The organism is Streptomyces sp. NPDC037410 (genome assembly GCF_055602235.1).
The window spans coordinates 9123-26822 of the sequence record NZ_JBVJWR010000022.1 but is presented as its reverse complement, the minus strand read 5'-3'; the positions used below and the strand labels follow the sequence as shown (position 1 = coordinate 26822).

Here is a 17700-nt window from a genome sequence, read left to right as displayed (position 1 = left end):
CTGTTCAGGCTTGCGCGGCCGGAAGCCGACAGCCGGGTCGGCCGCCGCGTCGACACCCGCCCACACCTCAGGGACATCCGATGGCCGCCACGAAGGACGCCCGCTCGGGACGCTTGCGCGCCTGGATGCTGGAGGGGCTCTCCGACATGGGGAAGGGCAAGCCCTCCCGGCCCGCCGAACCGGAGCCGGACGCCGGGCACAAGGGCCAGCGCTGGTGGCGGGTGATGTGCCTGACCGGCGTCGACTACTTCTCGACCCTCGGCTACCAGCCCGGCATCGCGGCCCTCGCCGCCGGGCTCGTCTCCCCCGTCGCGACCATCGTCCTGGTGATCGTGACGCTGGCCGGCGCGCTGCCGGTCTACCGGCGGGTGGCGGAGGAGAGCCCGCACGGCGAGGGCTCGATCGCGATGCTCTCGCGGCTGCTGTCCTTCTGGAAGGGCAAGCTCTTCGTCCTCACCCTCCTCGGCTTCGCGGCGACCGACTTCCTCATCACCATCACCCTGTCGGCCGCCGACGCCTCCACCCACCTCGTCGAGAACCCCCACCTCGAAGAGGCCCTGCACAACAAGCAGATGATCATCACGCTCGCGCTGATCGCCCTACTCGGCGCGGTGTTCCTCAAGGGCTTCCTGGAAGCCATCGGCGTCGCCGTCGTCCTCGTCGGGATCTACCTCTCCCTGAACGCGGTCGTCGTGGTCGACGGGCTGTGGCACGTCCTCACCGAGGGCCATGTCGTCACCGACTGGACGACCGCCCTCACCGCCGAACACGGAAACGTCTTCGCCGTGGTCGGCGTCGCCCTGCTCGTCTTCCCGAAGCTCGCGCTGGGTCTCTCCGGCTTCGAGACCGGCGTCGCCGTCATGCCGCACGTCCAGGGCGATCCGGACGACACCGAGGAAAAGCCCACCGGCCGTATCCGGGACACCAGGAAGCTGCTGACCACGGCCGCGCTGATCATGAGCGTCTTCCTGATCTGCACCAGCTTCATCACGACCGTCCTGATCCCGGAGAAGGAGTTCGAGCCCGGCGGCAGCGCCAACGGCCGCGCCCTCGCCTACCTCGCCCACGAGTACCTGGGCAACACCTTCGGCACCGTCTACGACGTCTCGACGATCGCCATCCTCTGGTTCGCCGGCGCCTCGGCCATGGCCGGACTGCTCAACCTGATGCCGCGCTATCTGCCGAAGTACGGCATGGCCCCGCACTGGGCCCGCGCGGTGCGCCCCATGGTGATCGTCTTCACCCTCGTCGCCTTCCTCGTGACCTGGATCTTCGACGCCAGCGTCGACGCCCAGGGCGGCGCGTACGCGACGGGTGTCCTCGTCCTGATCTCCTCGGCCGCCATCGCCGTGACCATCGCCGCCCGCAAGGTCCGCCAGAAGGGCTGGAGCATCGGCTTCGCCGTCATCTCCGCCGTCTTCCTCTACACGACCGTCGTCAACGTCATCGAACGCCCCGACGGCGTCAAGATCGGTGCCTGCTTCATCGCCGGCATCATCCTCATCTCGCTCCTCTCCCGCCTCGGCCGCGCCTTCGAACTCCGCGTCACCCACATCGAGCTCGACACCATGGCCGAACGCTTCGTCCAGGACATCTCCCGCCGCACCCCCCGCTTCATCGCCAACGAACCCGACCAGCGGGACATCGCCGAGTACCGCGACAAGATCGAGCAGATCCGCGCCGACAACGATCTGCCGACCACCGAGGACTTCGTCTTCATCGAGGTGACCGTCACCGACCCCTCCGAGTTCGAGGCGGGCCTGACCGTGCACGGCGAGGTCCTGCACGAGCGCTACCGCGTCCTCACGCTCGAGTCGTCCTCCGTCCCCAACGCGCTGGCCGCCCTCCTCCTCCACGCCCGCGACCTCACCGGCGTCCGCCCCCACATCTACTTCGAGTGGACCGAGGGCAACCCCTTCGCCAACTTCTTCCGCTTCTTCCTCCTCGGCCGCGGCGAGGTCGCCCCCACCACCCGTGAGGTGCTGCGCGAGGCCGAGCCCGACAGGGCCCTCCGCCCCCGCGTCCACGTCGGCTGAACCGCCCCGCGATCTCACACCCGGCCGGTCCTGCGCGTGCGGCGGGTGTAACCCCGGGTGCCCCTGAGGTGTGACGGACCGAAATTCGATCTTCCTACGGTGCTGGGCATGGCATCTGGCTCGAACGACGGCGGCGTCCGCACCGTCTGCTCCTACTGCGGGGTCGGCTGCGGGATCGTCCTGGACGTACGCCGTGACCCCGCCACCGGCCGCCGCCTCGCGGTGAAGGCGAGCGGGGACCGGGCACACCCCGCCAACGCGGGGCGCCTGTGCACCAAGGGGGCGACGAGCGCGGACATGCTGGCCGCGCCCGGGCGGGCCGAGAAGGCGCTCGTACGGCCCGAGCGGGGCGCGCAGCCGGTCGAGACGGACGTGGACGAGGCGATCGCGTCGGTCGCCGCCCGGCTGAAGCGGGTCGTGGACGAGCACGGTCCCGACGCGCTGGCCTTCTACGTGTCGGGGCAGATGTCCCTGGAGGCGCAGTACCTGGCGAACAAGCTGGCCAAGGGCTTCGTCCGCACCAGCAGGATCGAGTCGAACTCCCGGCTCTGCATGGCCTCCGCCGGGTCCGGCTACAAGCTGTCGCTGGGCGCGGACGGCCCGCCCGGCTCGTACCAGGACTTCGACCACGCGGACGTGTTCCTCGTGATCGGTTCCAACATGGCGGACTGCCACCCGATCCTGTTCCTGCGGATGATGGAGCGGGTCAAGGCCGGCGCCAGGCTGATCGTCGTCGATCCGCGCCGCAGCGCCACCGCCGACAAGGCGGACCTCCATCTGCCGCTCAGGCCCGGCACCGACCTGGCCCTCCTCAACGGCCTGCTGCACCTGCTCGTCGAGAACGGTCACACCGACGAGGAGTTCATCGCCGAGTTCACCGAGGGCTGGGAGCAGCTGCCCGGCCTCCTCGCCGACCATCCGCCGCACCGGGTCGCGGAGATCACCGGGCTCGCCGAGGACGACATCCGGGAGGCCGCCCGGTGGATCGGCGAGGCCGGTGCCTGGACGAGCTGCTGGACCATGGGCCTGAACCAGTCCACGCACGGCACCTGGAACACCAACGCCCTGGTGAACCTGCACCTCGCCACCGGCGCGATCTGCCGCCCCGGGGCGGGCCCCTTCTCCCTGACCGGCCAGCCGAACGCCATGGGCGGCCGCGAGATGGGCTACATGGGGCCGGGTCTGCCCGGGCAGCGGTCGGTCCTCGTCGAGCAGGAGCGGGCGTTCGTGGAGCGGCTGTGGGACATACCGGAGGGCTCGCTGCGCACCGAGGCGGGAAGCGGCACGATCGAGATGTTCGAACGGATGGCCGCGGGCGACATCAAGGCCTGCTGGATCATCTGCACCAACCCGGTCGCCTCCGTCGCCAACCGGAAGACCGTGATCGCCGGCCTGGAGGCCGCCGAACTCGTCGTCGCGCAGGACGTGTTCGCCGAGACGGAGACGAACGCGTACGCCGATGTCGTCCTCCCGGCGACGTTGTGGGCGGAGTCCGACGGCGTCCTGGTCAACTCCGAGCGGAACCTCACCCTCGTCCAGGGGGTCGTCGACCCGCCGGGGCAGGCGCTGCCCGACTGGGAGCTGATCGCCCGGGTCGCCCGCGCCATGGGGTTCGCCGAGGCCTTCGCGTACTCCTCGGCCGAGGAGGTCTTCGAGGAGCTCAAGCAGGCGTGGAACCCGGCGACCGGCTGGGACCTGCGGGGTGTCTCGTACGAACGGCTGCGCGCCGCACCGGTCCAGTGGCCGGCCCCGGCGGCCGGAGGGCCGGACCGCAACCCGGTCCGGTACCTCAACGACGGCGTCAGCCAGACCCTCCTGGAGCGCGCCGACGGCACCCGTCCGCTCCTGGCCTTCCCGACCCCGAGCGGACGCGCCCGCTTCTTCGCCCGCCCGCACCTGCCGGCCGCCGAACTGCCGGACGACGACTACCCGTTCGTCCTCAACACGGGGCGGCTTCCGCACCAGTGGCACACCATGACGAGGACCGGCAAGGTCCCGAAGCTGGCCAGGCTGCACCCGGGCCCGTTCGTCGAGATCCACCCCGGGGACGCCGAGGGCCTCGGGATCGCGGAGGGCGACCACGTGGAGATCGCCTCCCGTCGCGGGCGCGCCGTCCTGCCCGCCGTGGTCACCGACCGGGTCCTGCCGGGGACGTGCTTCGCGCCGTTCCACTGGAACGACCTGTTCGGCGAGTACGTCAGCATCAACGCCGTCACCCACGACGCCGTCGACCCCGTCTCCTTCCAGCCCGGGTTCAAGGCCTGCGCCGTCACCCTGACCAGGACGACCGCGCCCACGACGACGGCCGCGCCCGAGGTCGCGGACCCCGTCCCCGAGGCCGCTGACCCTGTCCCCGAGGCCGCGAAGCCCGTCCTCGCGCTCGCGGACCCCGTCCCCGCGCTCGCCGCGGCGTTCGGGATCGACGACCTCACCCCCGTACCCCTCGCCGGACCGGAGCGCCGCTACCTCGCCGGTTTCCTCTCGGGGCTCGCCCTCGCCCCGGCCGACGGGCGCGTGCCCGTGCTGCCGCCCGACGCGCCGTTCGCCCCGGAGCCCGCCTCCTGGGTCAACGGCGTGCTCGCCGGCATGTTCTCCCGTACGAGCGCACCCCTGGCGGCCCCTGGAGAACCGGAGTCCCCCGCCCGCCGCCTGCTGATCCTCTGGGCCTCGCAGACCGGTACCGCCGAGGAGTTCGCCGCCACCGCCGCCGCGCGCCTGACGGCGGTCGGCCGGCTCCCCGAGCTGCTGCCCATGACGGACCTCGCCCCGGCCCGGCTCGGCCCCGGCACCGATCTGCTCGTCGTCACCAGCACGTTCGGCGACGGGGACGCCCCCGACAACGGCGCCGGGTTCTGGGAGGCGCTGTCCGCGCCCGACGCCGCGCCCCTGGAGGGCGTCCGGTACGCCGTGCTCGCCTTCGGCGACACCGCGTACGACGATTTCTGCGGGCACGGCCGGCGCGTCGACGAACGGCTCGCCGCGCTCGGCGGGACCCGCCTGGTCCCCCGTACGGACTGCGAACCCGACTTCGAGGAGGCGGCGGAGAGGTGGCTCGGGCAGGTGGTCACGGCCCTGAGCGCCGCAGGGGAGCGTCCGGCCGCGTCCGCCACCACGGCCACCACGGCCACCAAGTCCTCCCCCTTCGCCACCCTCCTCATCGGCAACAGGCTGCTGAGCCTGCCCGGTTCACAGAAGGAGGTACGGGAGTTCGCCTTCGACACCCGCGACGGTGAGCTCGCCTACGAGGCCGGTGACGCGCTCGGCGTGTGGCCGGTCAACGGTGCCGGGCTCGTCGCCGAATGGCTGGCCCTCACCGGCCTCGACCCCGCCGGGCCCGTGGACCTCGGGGACGGCACTCCGCTGCCCTTCGAGGAGGCGCTGCGCACCCGCCTCGACATCTCCCGCATCAGCTCCGAGCTGCTGAGGTTCCTGGCGGCGCACACCGGCAGCCACGAACTGAAGCGGCTCCTCCGCCCGGACAACAAGGAGGCGCTGGCGAAGTGGAGTTGGGGCCGGCAGGCCGCCGACGTCGTCGCCGCGTTCCCCGTCCGGGCCTCGGCCGCGGAGTGGGCGGCCGCGCTCGGGCGCCTGCGGCCCCGGCTGTACTCGATCTCCTCCAGCCCGCTCGCGCACCCCGGCGAGGTGCGGCTCACCGTGTCCGTGGTCCGCTACACGAACGACCTCGGCCGGGACCGCAGGGGCGTGTGCTCGACGTATCTGGCGGACTGCGCCGACGACGGCCCGGTGCAGGTCTTCGTGCGGCGCTCGCCCGGATTCCGGCCGCCCGCCGATCCGTCGACGCCCATGATCATGGTCGGTCCCGGCACGGGCGTGGCCCCGTTCGTCGGCTTCCTCCAGGACCGTCTCGCCCGCGGCCACACCGCCCCCAACTGGCTGTTCTTCGGCGAGCAGCGGGAGGCCACGGACTTCTACCACCGGCGGGAGCTCGAGGCGTACCTGGAGTCGGGCCACCTCGACCGTCTCGACCTGGCCTTCTCGCGGGACCAGCGGAACAAGGTGTACGTCCAGGACCGGATGCGGGAGAACGGCGCCCGGCTGTGGCAGTGGCTCCGGGACGGCGCCCACTTCTACGTGTGCGGCGACGCGGAGCGCATGGCCAAGGACGTCGACCGGGCGCTGAGGGAGGTCGTCGCCGCCCACGGGGGCATGGACGACGACGAGGCCGCCGCCTGTGTCCGACGGCTCGCGGCGGACAAGCGCTACGTCCGGGACGTGTACTGACGTCTGCCGTCGGGTCCGGTCAGGAGAGCTGGACGATCTGGATGAGGTTGCCGCAGGTGTCGTCGAGGACCGCGATGGTGACCGGGCCCGCCTCCGTCGGCTCCTGGGTGAAGCGGACCCCGAGGGCGCTCAGCCGCTCGTACTCCGCGCGGACGTCGTCGACGGCGAAGGAGGTGACCGGGATGCCGTCGTCGAGCAGGGCCTTCGCGTACGTCTTCGCCGCCGGGTGCGCGTCGGGCTCCAGGAGCAGTTCGGTGCCGTCGGGGGCCTCCGGGGAGACGACGGTCAGCCAGCGGTAGTCGCCGAGCGGGACCTCCGTCTTCTTCACGAAGCCCAGCTTCTCGGTGTAGAAGTCGAGGGCCTTGTCCTGGTCGTCGACGAAGACACTGGTGACGTGGATCCTCATGGCGATTCCTCCTGTGATGTGGACGGTACGGGTCAGGTGATCGCGAGCGGGTCGTTCGGGGCGAGCGCGGCCGCGATGCGCTCGGCGACCACCTCGGCCATGTTGCCCTCGGGGGTGGTCGGGGTCTTCGTCGCGGAGACCGCGATGGCGAGCCCCTTGGACGGGAGGTAGGCCTGGATCGCCGCGTACCCGGAGAACGACGGGTTCTGCAGCACCCACCCGTTGACGACGATGACGCCGAGGCCGAAGTGCTTGGCCTCGGTCTGCTTCAGGCAGATCGTGGCGGGGCACCTGGCGGTCCCGCCGCCGAGGCCGACCGTCCCCGGGTTAAGGAGCGTGCGGTACGAGCGGTACGAGAGGAGTTCGCCGCTGCCGATGGCCCGCGCGGACGTCGCGAGGTCGCAGATGTGGGTGGTGATGACGGCGCCCGGCGCGGTGGTCCACGACGGGTTCCAGAACGTGGACTCCTCGTAGAAGCCGCGTTCCGAGGTGAACGCGTGCAGGACCGGGCTCGGAATGTCGGGGGTGAAGTTGTTCCGGGTGTCGCGCATGCGGAGGGGGCCGGTGACCCGCTCCTTCACCAGCCGGTCGATCCGGGTGCCGGTGATCTTCTCCAGTGCGGCGACGAGAAGGACGTAGTTGGCGTGGGAGTAGCTCCAGCTGGTGCCCGGCTCGTACCAGAAGGAGTGCTTGAGGGGGTAGGCGACGAGCTGGGCCGGGGTCCACTGGCGGAAGGGGTGCGCCTCCAGCTCGGCGAGGAAGGCCGGGTCGGTGACGTAGTCGTGGAGGCCGGTGGTGTTGGAGGCCAGCATCCTCAGCGTGATCCTGTCCGCCTTGGGCAGGTCGGGCAGCCACCGCTCCACGGTGTCGTCGAGGCCGACCCTGCCCTCCTCGACGAGCTGGAGGAGGGCCGTGGCGATGTGGGAGAAGGCCACGGAGCCGGCCCGGAAGTGCATGTCCGGCTCGGCGGGGACGCCGGTCATGGACTCGCCGAGGGCGTCGGTGACGACCTCGCGTCCCTCGACGGTGACCCGCAGCTCGACGGACTTGAGCGTGAGATCGCTCTTGGCCTTGCGGGTGATGTCCAGGATCCGGCGGGCTGTGCCGTCGAGGGGCCGCTCGGTCCGCACGCAGTCGCTCCCGACGTGTCCGCCGGGACCGCCGGGGCTCCCGGGGCGCGAGGCGAGTGCCGGGGCGGCGGCGGTCTGGACGGCGAGGGCGAGGAGCGCGGCGCAGAGGAGGGCCCTGCGGGACCGGCTCCGGGTGGGGGTGTGTCTCATGTTCCGCACTATGTCGGGAGCGAGGTGGGGATACGGTCGAACACTCCACAGCCGGGACGAGAGGCATCCATGTGGGGCAGGGCCGGCACACGGTCGCCGTCCGGACACCGTGTCCGCCGCACGGCCCGGGCGTGGCCCCGGACGGACGGTCCGCCGGCCGGTCTCCGTACGCCGGGGTCCGGCCGGTGTCAGACGCGGATCTCCTTCGCCTCGAAGCGGCCGTCGCCGAGGACGAGGACGAAGGAGATCTGCTGCCCTTCGGAGACCGTCCGCTCGGCGCTCTCGATGTCGTCGGCGCTGAAGTACACCTGTTCCTCGGAGCCCACGGGGACGACGAAGCCGTACCTGCCGAGACGGTTGAACGACTGCACGAACCCCTTGCTTCTGCCTTCCACTGCGACCTCCTCGTCGTGTCCGGGTCTCAGGGGAGATGTACCCCGTCCGGCGGGCCTCCGCCACCGGGTGTACGGATCACCTCCGACGATCTCGTACAATGTTCAACAGAGGCCTGCTGTCGGAGATCCCCCGTGTCCGCCAGCAGGCCTCGCCCCATTCCCGACACCCTGAGGCACGCGCCTCAGACGCCGCCCGGGTAGGCGATCCGGGCCGTGATCCGGGCGATGCGCCGCGCCGACTCCTGCGGCGGGGCCACCGGCTGGACGATGTGGCTGACGGTGAGCCGCACGATCGTCTCGACGGCGAGTCCACGGGACTCCTCGTCGACGTCGGGCCAGGCGTCGATCGCGTACGCGTCGAGCATCGCCATCGCCGTGCCGAAGACCGGTTCCGGGCGGGTCGTGAGGTAGGCGAGCAGATCGTCCTCGCCGCCGCGCGCCGCGAGCAGGACGCTCTTGATGAGGGGGTTGTCCACGGCCTGCTGGAGCGTGTAGCCGACGCCGGCCGCGGCCGCCGCCTCCAACGCGCCCCGGTGTTCGTCGAGTTCGCGCTGGATGCCGACCAGGAAGCCCTCCAGCTCGCGCTGGATCAGGGCCTGGCCGACGGCCTCCTTGGAGCCGAACTCGTTGTAGAGCGTCTGACGGCTGATGCCCGCGGCCCGCGCGATGCCGGCCATGCGCAGCCCGCCCCAGCCGTCGGCGGCGACGAGCCGGTAGGCGGCGTCGAGCACCTGCTCGCGCAGGAGGGACCGAACACTCTCGCGGAAACGTGTCATCGTGCCCCCACTTTATCCACCGGACACTGTCCAGAGCATTGACGCTCCATGGTCAGTCCGTCTATGAACTGGACAGAAGGCATGTGAAGTGTCCAACACTCTGAGGAGCCGGCCTTGGCCCTGCACAGCGACTCCCCCGAAGCCCCCGCCGCGTGGCGCGACCCCAAGCGCCTGCTCTGGCTGTTCGGCCTGCTCATCCCGGCCTTCCCCTTCCTCTCCTGGGGACTGGTGGCCGCCACGGGACTCCGCCTGTTCTGGTGGACCGGGGTCCTCGTCCTGTACGTGATCTTCCCCGTCGTCGACCACCTCATCGGCAAGGACTCCGCCAACCCCCCGGACAGCGCGATCGCCCACCTGGAGCAGGACCGCTACTACCGGTGGTGCACCTATCTCTACCTCCCCGTCCAGTACGCCGGCCTCGTCCTCGGCTGCTGGCTGATCACCCGGGGCGACCTCGCCGTCGTCGACCGGACCGGGCTGGCCTTCACCCTCGGCGGGGTCGCGGGCATCGCCATCAACACCGCCCACGAGCTGGGCCACAAGACGGAGGCCCTGGAGCGCCGGCTCTCCCGGATCGCGCTCGCCCAGACCTGGTACGGCCACTTCTACGTCGAGCACAACCACGGCCACCACATCCGCGTCGCCACCCCGGAGGACCCGGCGAGCGCACGGCTCGGCGAGAGCTTCTGGCGCTTCCTGCCCCGCACCGTCCTCGGCAGCCTCACCTCCGCCTGGCACCTGGAGAAGCGCCGGCTCACCCGCCGCGGCCGGTCCGTGTGGAGCCCGCGCAACAGGGTGCTCGGCTCCTGGGCGCTGTCGTTCGCGCTCTTCACGGGACTCACGCTCGCCTTCGGTCCCGGGGTCCTGCCGTACCTCGCGATCCAGGCGGTCTTCGGCTTCTGCCTGCTCGAAGTCATCAACTACACCGAGCACTACGGCCTCAAGCGGGAGCTGACGGCGAGCGGGCGGTACGAGCGCTGCGCCCCGCGCCACAGCTGGAACAGCGACAACGTCGCCTCGAACGTCTTCCTGTACCACCTCCAGCGGCACAGCGACCACCACGCCAACCCCACCCGGCGCTACCAGTCGCTGCGCCACTTCGACGAGGCCCCCGAGATGCCGACGGGGTACGCGGGGATGATCGTCCTCGCGTACGTCCCCCCACTCTGGCGCCGGGTCATGGACCACCGGGTCGTCGCCCACTACGACGGCGACGTGACCCGCGCGAACCTCCAGCCGTCCCGCCGGGCCCGGCTGCTCGCCCGGTACGGGACGGCCTCCTGACCGCGTCGGCTCAGGAGGCGACCGTCGGGTCGGCGTCGAGGCCGGCGCTCCCGCCCCCGAGGAGGTCGTCGTCGAGGCCGTCGCCGCCGAGGACCTCTCCGGGAAGGACGTCGCCGGGGAGGACGTCGTCCCTCAGGCCGTCGCCGCCGAGGGCGACGGCCTGACGGAGGGTCTCCGTCAGGTTCTGCCGGTCGACGGCGGGCCGGGTGTCGTGGCGGCCGAGGATCAGGGAGGCGTTCCAGCGCATCCGGGGCACGCCGGGGAGGGGGCGCAGGCCGCCGGCCTCCTCGTGGTCGGCGGCGAGCGCCGAGGGGAGCATCGCGCAGCCGAGGCCCGACTGGGCGGCGGCGCGGACGCCCGCCATGGAGCCGAGCTCGTGGATCTCCGGCGGGCTGTCGCAGCGGAGCCGGAGGAACTCGGGGAGCCAGCGCTGGGAAGGGCAGTCGGGGTCGGCGACGGCGACCTGCCGGGGGCCGCCGGGGCGCCGGCCGGCGCCGGTGACGGGGCGGAACTCCACCTCCTGGAGCCGGATCTCGGTGAGCTCGTCGGAGCGGTCGCCGAACGACTGGTCGGCGAAGAGCTCGGCCGGATCGTCGGCGTCGAGGACGGTGAGGACGAGCGCGCCGTCGATCGTGCCGGCCCGGAAGGCGTCGTGGACCTCTGCCGTCCCCATGACGCGCAGGGCGAGCTGGACGCCGGAGAGCAGCCGCCGCCCGACGTGGGTGACCCGGGCGAGCTGCTGTCCGTACGCGAGGGCGGGGACGATGCTGATGGTGAGGCGCGGCGGGTTGGCCGCCGGCCGGCGCAGGGCGGTCTCCATCTCGCCGACGAGGGTGAGGATCTGGCGGGCGTAGTCACGCAGGACCGATCCGGCGTGGGTGAGCCGGACGCCGCTGGGGAGCCGCTCGAAGACGGGTTCGCCCACCTGCCGCTCCAGGGCACGCATCTGTGCCGTGACGCTGGACTGCGAGTACCCGAGGCGGCGCGCCGCCTGGGTGAACGAGCCGGTGAGCGTCACCTCTCTGAAGGTCCGCAGGGTTCTTGCGTCGATGTCCACGTGAATCCCCCCCTGCCGCGCGGGCGGCAGTGTCCTCGCACGGGGTGGTTGGTCGTCCACCCGTTTCGATCGCCCCGGTCGGCCGCACAAGCCGCAGGGGTGCCGGTCGCGTCCTCGCGCCCGGCACCCCTGCTCGGCCGCAAGGACTCTACTCGGCGAGCTGGGCCGGGACCAACGGAAAGTCCAGGTCCGGCTGCGCGACGTGGTTGAAGAAGTTCGACAGCACGTTGAGCGCGACGTGGCCGACGACCTCCGCGATCTCGGCGTCGGTCACGCCGGCGGCGCGGGCGTCGGCGAGGGCCTCGTCGGTGACGCGGCCGCCGGTCTCCATGACGGCACCGGTGAACCGGAGGACCTGGTCCATGTGCGGGTCTCCGGCGTCGCCGCCGCGGCGGGTGTCGAGGAGCTGCTGCTCGCTCAGGCCGACCTTGCCGCCACGCAGGGTGTGCGCGGAGACGCAGTACGTGCAGTCGTTGCGCTGCGCGATGTAGAGCGCGAGCTGCTCACGCTGCCGGGCGCTGAAGCTGCCGCCGACGAGGGCTTCGCGCATGGCGAGGTATCCGCGGAGCGCGGCGGGCCCGTTGGCGAGGGAGGCGTACAGGTTGGGCAGCTTGCCGAGCTGCTTGAGGGTGCCTTCGAGCAGCTCGCGCTGCTCCTCGTTGGCGGTCTCGACGGTCAGCTGGGGCAGACGGGGCATCGTGCTCTCCTCGGGCGTGAACAAGACGGAACTGATCGGTACCATCAGGACGGTACCGATCGGTTCCGTCCGGCGCAACGGGAAGGCTCCGCTCCGCCCCTTCGCATCGGAATCCCTGATACGGAACCGAGTGGTACCGTCTCGTATGGCCACGAACGCGAAAGAGCGGCTCCTCAGCGCGGCGGAGCGGCTGTTCTACGAAGAGGGCATCCGGGCCGTCGGGATCGAACGGATCCTGTCCGAGTCCGGAGTCGGCCGCGCCTCCTTCTACCGCCACTTCCCCAGCAAGGACGACGTCGTCGTCGAGGTCCTGCGGCGCCGCGACACCCTCTGGCGCAGCTGGCTCGACGGCCGGATCACGGCCAGCGGGCGCTCCCCCGGGGAACTGCCGCTGGCGCTCTTCGACGGGCTCGCGGAGCGGTTCTCCGCGACCGACTTCCGCGGCTGCGCCTTCATCAACACGATGGTCGAGACCGCCGACCCCGACAGCCCCGCGCACCACGTGGCCGCCGCGCACAAGGAGAAGGTCGTCGACGTCCTCGACCGGCTCCTCACCGAGGCCGGCTACCGCGACCACGAGGGCCTGGCCCGGCAGCTGGCCCTGCTCGGCGACGGCGCCATCGTCACCGCCGTACGCGAGGGCACCCCCGAGGCGGCGGTACGCGCCAGGGGCGTGGCGGAGGTCCTGCTGCGCGCGGCGGACCGGGAGCCGGTCAGACACTGACGGGCCCGGACCCCGGACCGAGCTCGCCGCGGCGCACCTTGCCGGAGCGGGTGCGGGGCAGGCGGGGGACGACGTCGACGCCCCGCGGGACGAAGACGGGCGCGAGCCGCCCGGCGGCGAGGGCGAGGAGTTCGGCTCCGACCCGCCGGTGCCGGGCGGCGGGCGGTTCGACGGGTTCGTCGGCATGCTCCTCGACCAGCAGGTCCCGGCGGAGTGGGCCTTCTCCGGCCCGTACATCGTCGTGGAGTTCCACCACGGCGTACGGTGCCAGGCCGCCGTCCGGGTCCGGGCAGGGGATCACCGCCGCGTCGGCGACCTCCGGGTGGGTGCGCAGGACCGCCTCGATCTCCGGCGGGGAGACCCGGTGGCCATGGGACTTGAAGACCTCGTCCATCCGGCCGAGCAGCCGGATGGAGCCGTCCGCGCACCGCTCGCCCCGGTCGCCCGTGCCGTACAGCCCGCCGGCGAAGGCCTCCGCCGTGCGTGCGGGCAGGTCGGCGTAGCCCCGCATGAGGCCGGGCGGGCGGTCGGTCAGGTCCACGCACACCTCCCCCGCCTCGCCCGGCTCGCCCGTCTCCGGGTCCCGCAGCACGATGCGGTAGCCGGGCAGCGGGTGCCCCAGCGGGGCGAGCGGGGCGGGGCCGCCGGGGGCGCGGCCGATGAGGGCGGTGGCCTCGGTCTGGCCGTACCCGTCGCGCACCCGCACGCCCCAGGCGGCCTCGACGCGGTCCGCGGTCTCGGCGGTCAGGGGTTCCCCGGCGGCCGTCGCCTCGCGCAGCCGCGGGGCTTCCGCTCCCCCGCCGGCGTGCGGGAGCATCGCCCGCCAGGCGCTGGGCGGCGCGCAGAAGCTGGTGACGCCGTGCGCCGCGAGGACCCGGGGCAGGACGGCCGCCGGGAGGCCGCCGTCGGGGGGTGCGAGGACGGTCGCCTCGGCCGCCCAGGGCACGAAGAGGCTGGACCAGGAGTGCTTGGCCCAGCCGGGCGCGGAGAGGTTGAGGTGCCGGTCGCCGGGGCGCAGCCCGCTCCAGTACAGGCTGGAGAGGTGCCCGACGCCGTACCCGGCGTGACTGTGCTCGACGAGCTTCGGCAGGGAGGTCGTCCCGGAGGTGAAGTAGCAGAAGGAGGGGTCGGCGGCGCGGGTGGGCCCGTCGGGGACGAAGGGCGGGCGGCCGGGGCTTCGCGTGTCGGGGTACGGGGACCAGCCGGGCCGGTCGGCGCCGGGCAACGTCCCCGAACCCGAACCGGCCCCGTCGGCGCCGGGCGCCGTCCGGAGCCCCGGCACCGGTAACTCGTCGAGCATCGGCACGAGTTCGGGGGCGCAGATCACGTGCCGGATCCGGCCGCGGGTGATCCGGTCGGCGGCCTCGTCGCGGGTGAGGTCCTGGTAGGCGGGGACGACGACCGCGCCGAGCTTGACGCAGCCCAGCAGGGTCTCCCAGAGTTCGGTCCGCGTACCGAGCAGGACGAGGACGCGGTCGCCCCGGGCGACCCCGAGCTCGCGCAGGGCGGTCGCCAACGCGCCGGAGCGTGCGGAGAGTTCGGCGAAGGAGACCCGGTCGACGACGGGGACGGAGCCGTCCGGGTCCGGGTGGCCGAGGAGTTCGAGGGCCGGCCGGTCGTTGCCCTCGGCGATCACGTCGAACCAGTCGAGGGCCCAGTTGAAGTGCTCGGCCCGCGGCCACCGGAAGGCGGCGCAGGCCGCCTCCCGGTCGCCGCGCAGCCGGAGCAGCAGGTCGCGGGCGGCCCGGTACTCCTCGTGGGCGGGGGTACGGACGGCACCCTGGACACCCCCGGGCGTACGGGCCGCGCTCGCGCTCATGAGACGCCACCCGTCAGGAGGGCCTCAGCTATCGCGTCGGCGTCCCGGGTGAAGGAGCCCCAGGGGCCCGGCCGGCCGCTGCCGACCTGGGTGAACCAGCGGGTGTGCTCGCTGGGGATGCCGAGCACGTGCGTGGTGAGGTCCACCGAGCCGTCCGCCCGGACCGGGTGGAACGGCGCGTCGGTGCAGTCGAGGCCGCCGGTGGCGAACTCCCCCGCTCCCTCCGCCGCGTTGGTGAACGTGCGGATCTCGCCGTCGACCATGAGGCCCCGGATCAGCGGGTCCCGGTCCGCCGCCAGGTCGGTGCCCGGCACCCGGGCGTCGACGAGGACGTCCAGGGCGGTCCAGGAGTTCTCGACCTGCGCGGACTCCACGGCGAACCGGCCCTCGACGGGGTCGGCCTCGAAGCGGGCGCCGGGGCCGACTGGTTCGAGGACCCCGGCGGCGAGCAGGGCGAGGAACTGCCGCGAGCGCAGCTGCGGCGGTCCCGTCGAGACCATCGCGGCGACCGGGCCGAACTCGGCGAGGAACCAGCGGTGCGAGTCGGGGGTGAGCCCGCCGAAGTCGACCGCGGAGCGGATCGTCTGCCGGACGTCCCGCAGCACGTCGGCGGCCGCCTTGAGGGGGCCGTCGGCGTTGCCCCGGCGGGCCTCGGCCAGGTCGGCGCGGAGCCACTCGGTGAGCACCTTGTGGTACTCGGCCGTGGAGCCGAAGCGCCGGCCGGCGAACGGGCGGGCGAGCGCGTCGAGCCCGGTGAGCGGCCGCGGGTCGACCCGGTAGCCGTAGCCGGCGGCGAGCGGCTCCAGGAGCCGCGGGCGGGGATCGGGGCGGTCGGCGAGCAGGGCCACGGCCCGCTCGGTGAACTCCTCGGCCGCCGCGGTGCCGTGGAACCGGCGGATGCGGGTGGCGAGGAGCACCAGGTTCACCTCGGCGAGCAGCCAGGGCAGGACGGTCCGCTCGAAGTCGAGCGGCGCCTCGGCCGCCTTGAGCCCGGCCACCCGCTCGGGGGTGAAGAGCCGGGCCCGGTAGCGGTGTTCGGGCCCCTTCTGGTTGGCGCCCCGGGTGAGCAGCGGCACTCCCCCGCGTGAACCGGCCAGGATCCGGGGCTCCTTGCCGCTCGGCAGGTAGAGCAGTCCGTCCTCGCCCTCGGTGAACGTGCCGCCGCGCCCGAGGGTGAGCTCGGTGAGGACGTCGTAGAAGGTGAGGCCCATGCCGAGGACGCCCACGGTCGCGCCCGCCGCGATGTGGCAGAGGGGCATCTCGCTCGCGGAGCCGCCGGCCACGTACCGCACGGGCCGCGCGGGGGTGCTGTGCTCGCGGGCGAACCGCTGCCAGGCGCGCTGCTCCGGGTCGAGTTCGGTCAGGGGGTGTCCGGTGGCGAGGACGAGCCGGTCGACGGTGAGGACGTCGCCGGTGTCGAGCCGCAGCCGGTGCGCTCCGGCGTCCGGCCCGTCCTCCTCGCGCGTCCGGTCCGCGCAGATCACCCGGGCGGGGACCCGGTGGACGGTGAGCCAGGACGGCAGGGTGGCCTCGATGCGCGCCATGACGTACGTCAGGTAGCGGCCGTAGACGGCGCGGGGCGCGTAGCCGTCGGGCTCGGCGGCCACCGGGTCCTCCTGCGCCCACCAGGCCCCGAGCGTGGGTCCGGCGCCGGGCCGGTGGGGTCCGTCGTCGGCGGGCCCGGAGAACATGGTGACCTCCTGGGCGGGGGTGTTCATCAGGAACCAGGGCGACTGGTCCGTACGCCAGATCCGCCCGGCCCCCGCCTCGTACGGGTCGACGGCGAACACCTCCACGGGCCGCGCGGGCCGCTCCGAGGCGCAGCGGGCGGCGAGCCGTTCCAGTACGGAGAGGCCGCGCGGGCCCATGCCGGCGAACGCGACCCGCAGGGGTGCGGTCGTCGGCGGCGGGGTGGCCGGGGGCGCCGGGTCGGGCGTCGGATGGGTCTCGCCCAGCCGGTCGTGCTCGCGGGCGACGCGGCCGAGCATGCCGGAGAGCTGTCGTGAGGTCATCGGAACGGTCCTCCTGCTGGTGGTGAGCAGCGGCAGCCCGCCCAGGTCGGTCCACCGCAGGCGCCCGTCGGGCGCGACGGTGGACCGGACGGCGCCCCGGTTGTCCGGGTGCAGGCAGAACGGCACGTCGAGCAGGCCGCGGTCGAAGGCCTTCAGGAGGGCGGTGCCGAGGTCGTCGGAGAGCGCGAGGACGGTGGTGACCAGGGTGCGGGCCTCGGCGTGGATGTCCTCGGCGTCGGTCCCGGCGTCGGTCCCGCCGACGAGGCGGGTGCCGTGGGCGCCGCGGGCCGCTTCGGCGGCGATCCGCAGGGCGGTCAGGTTCTCGTGGACGGTGGGGATCCGGTGCGCCTCGGTCTCGGTCTTCACGATGAGGCGCTGCGCCCCGCCGCGTACGGCGAGTTCGGCGCTGCGGCGCAGCAGCAGCCGGGCGCCCTGCACGGTCTTCGGGTACACGCCCATGTAGGTGTAGAGCACGATGTGCCGGTCGACGGCCGGCGGCAGGAACTCGTCGGCGAGTCTCCGCAGCGCGGTGAGGGCTCCCGCGTCCTGGCCGGGGTGGGTCTGCTGGGTGTGGCTGAGGGAGACGCTGGTCGCGCCGTTGGCCACGAAGAAGAGGCATTCGAGGACGGAGACGGCGACGAGCAGCGAGGGCGGGCAGAGCTGGCCGAGCAGGCAGCCGCCGAAGGATTCGAGGTGGGCCCGGCGGCCGTGCGCGCGGCTCTCCTCCGTGAGGAACTGGACGGAGTCGCGCCAGGCGGCGACGGATTCGGCGAGCGGGGTGCGGCCGTAGGGCAGGCAGTACGAGACGGGGCCGCCCTCGGTGGCGGCGAGCCCGGCGGCGGTCATGGTGCGGAAGATGGCCATCGGGTCTGCGGAGCCGTGCCGGACCTGGACGGGGGTGGGGGGGGGGGGGGGGGGGGGGAAGGGGGGGGGGGGGGTCGGGCGGTGGGTTGCGGGGTGGAAGGCGGCGGA

The 17700-nt window shown here is 73.0% G+C and carries 12 protein-coding genes; 4 read left to right on the top strand and 8 right to left on the bottom strand.

Going from position 1 to position 17700, the window contains the following annotated elements; translation table 11 throughout:
- The first annotated feature begins 80 nt into the window (after positions 1–80).
- Positions 81–2036, top strand: a complete 1956-nt coding sequence (locus ACZ7HT_RS29790; protein ID WP_471171544.1) for an APC family permease — start codon at positions 81–83, stop codon at positions 2034–2036.
- Between the two features lie 108 nt (positions 2037–2144).
- Complete coding sequence (locus ACZ7HT_RS29785; RefSeq protein WP_471171542.1) at positions 2145–6278, top strand: molybdopterin-dependent oxidoreductase; 4134 nt, start codon at positions 2145–2147, stop codon at positions 6276–6278.
- Between the two features lie 19 nt (positions 6279–6297).
- Here ACZ7HT_RS29785 and ACZ7HT_RS29780 read toward each other — a convergent pair whose 3' ends face one another.
- From ACZ7HT_RS29780 to ACZ7HT_RS29765, 4 genes are all read right to left on the bottom strand, one after another.
- Positions 6298–6684 (bottom strand): VOC family protein, encoded by a 387-nt coding sequence (locus tag ACZ7HT_RS29780; protein WP_471171540.1) that lies wholly within the window; start codon positions 6682–6684, stop codon positions 6298–6300.
- A 32-nt stretch (positions 6685–6716) separates the two neighbouring features.
- Entirely contained in the window at positions 6717–7964 is a 1248-nt protein-coding gene (locus ACZ7HT_RS29775) for a serine hydrolase domain-containing protein (RefSeq protein WP_471171539.1), read from the bottom strand.
- A 188-nt stretch (positions 7965–8152) separates the two neighbouring features.
- Positions 8153–8359: a cold shock domain-containing protein gene (locus ACZ7HT_RS29770; RefSeq protein WP_471171537.1), complete on the bottom strand. Its 207-nt coding sequence runs from the start codon at positions 8357–8359 to the stop codon at positions 8153–8155.
- A gap of 182 nt (positions 8360–8541) precedes the next feature.
- Positions 8542–9135: a TetR/AcrR family transcriptional regulator gene (locus ACZ7HT_RS29765; protein ID WP_471171535.1), complete on the bottom strand. Its 594-nt coding sequence runs from the start codon at positions 9133–9135 to the stop codon at positions 8542–8544.
- Positions 9136–9249: 114 nt separating this feature from the next.
- On the opposite strand from ACZ7HT_RS29765, the gene ACZ7HT_RS29760 reads away from it, so the two are divergent.
- On the top strand, positions 9250–10419 hold the full coding sequence (locus ACZ7HT_RS29760) for an alkane 1-monooxygenase (protein WP_471171532.1): 1170 nt from the start codon (positions 9250–9252) through the stop codon (positions 10417–10419).
- A 10-nt stretch (positions 10420–10429) separates the two neighbouring features.
- Here the strand turns inward: ACZ7HT_RS29760 and ACZ7HT_RS29755 are convergent, their stop codons facing one another.
- Positions 10430–11476 carry a LysR family transcriptional regulator gene (locus ACZ7HT_RS29755; protein ID WP_471171530.1) on the bottom strand — a complete coding sequence of 349 codons (1047 nt, stop codon included), beginning with the start codon at positions 11474–11476 and terminating at the stop codon, positions 10430–10432.
- A 148-nt stretch (positions 11477–11624) separates the two neighbouring features.
- A complete protein-coding gene (locus ACZ7HT_RS29750) occupies positions 11625–12173 on the bottom strand; it encodes a carboxymuconolactone decarboxylase family protein (RefSeq protein ID WP_246532783.1) in 549 nt (182 codons plus the stop codon).
- A 145-nt stretch (positions 12174–12318) separates the two neighbouring features.
- Between ACZ7HT_RS29750 and ACZ7HT_RS29745 the strand changes: the two genes are divergently transcribed.
- Positions 12319–12897 (top strand): TetR/AcrR family transcriptional regulator, encoded by a 579-nt coding sequence (locus ACZ7HT_RS29745; protein WP_471171527.1) that lies wholly within the window; start codon positions 12319–12321, stop codon positions 12895–12897.
- On the opposite strand, the gene ACZ7HT_RS29740 is transcribed toward ACZ7HT_RS29745, so the two are convergent.
- Both ACZ7HT_RS29740 and ACZ7HT_RS29735 read right to left on the bottom strand, forming a co-directional pair.
- Positions 12887–14716, bottom strand: coding sequence for an acyl-CoA synthetase (locus ACZ7HT_RS29740; RefSeq protein ID WP_471171525.1), 1830 nt, complete (start codon positions 14714–14716; stop codon positions 12887–12889). The two genes, ACZ7HT_RS29745 and ACZ7HT_RS29740, sit on opposite strands and share 11 nt — an antisense overlap.
- Complete coding sequence (locus tag ACZ7HT_RS29735) at positions 14713–17592, bottom strand: FAD/NAD(P)-binding protein (RefSeq protein ID WP_471171523.1); 2880 nt, start codon at positions 17590–17592, stop codon at positions 14713–14715. The genes ACZ7HT_RS29740 and ACZ7HT_RS29735 overlap by 4 nt, the downstream gene beginning before the upstream one ends.
- Positions 17593–17700: the final 108 nt, after the last annotated feature.

Bases quoted from the DNA above. Each gene is read 5' to 3' on its own strand.
- ACZ7HT_RS29750 (WP_246532783.1), bottom strand. From the start codon at position 12,173: ATGCCCCGTCTGCCCCAGCTGACCGTCGAGACCGCCAACGAGGAGCAG.
- ACZ7HT_RS29735 (WP_471171523.1), bottom strand. From the start codon at position 17,592: ATGGCCATCTTCCGCACCATGACCGCCGCCGGGCTCGCCGCCACCGAG.
- ACZ7HT_RS29745 (WP_471171527.1), top strand. From the start codon at position 12,319: ATGGCCACGAACGCGAAAGAGCGGCTCCTCAGCGCGGCGGAGCGGCTG.
- ACZ7HT_RS29740 (WP_471171525.1), bottom strand. From the start codon at position 14,716: ATGAGCGCGAGCGCGGCCCGTACGCCCGGGGGTGTCCAGGGTGCCGTC.
- ACZ7HT_RS29785 (WP_471171542.1), top strand. From the start codon at position 2,145: ATGGCATCTGGCTCGAACGACGGCGGCGTCCGCACCGTCTGCTCCTAC.
- ACZ7HT_RS29790 (WP_471171544.1), top strand. From the start codon at position 81: ATGGCCGCCACGAAGGACGCCCGCTCGGGACGCTTGCGCGCCTGGATG.
- ACZ7HT_RS29765 (WP_471171535.1), bottom strand. From the start codon at position 9,135: ATGACACGTTTCCGCGAGAGTGTTCGGTCCCTCCTGCGCGAGCAGGTG.
- ACZ7HT_RS29780 (WP_471171540.1), bottom strand. From the start codon at position 6,684: ATGAGGATCCACGTCACCAGTGTCTTCGTCGACGACCAGGACAAGGCC.
- ACZ7HT_RS29775 (WP_471171539.1), bottom strand. From the start codon at position 7,964: ATGAGACACACCCCCACCCGGAGCCGGTCCCGCAGGGCCCTCCTCTGC.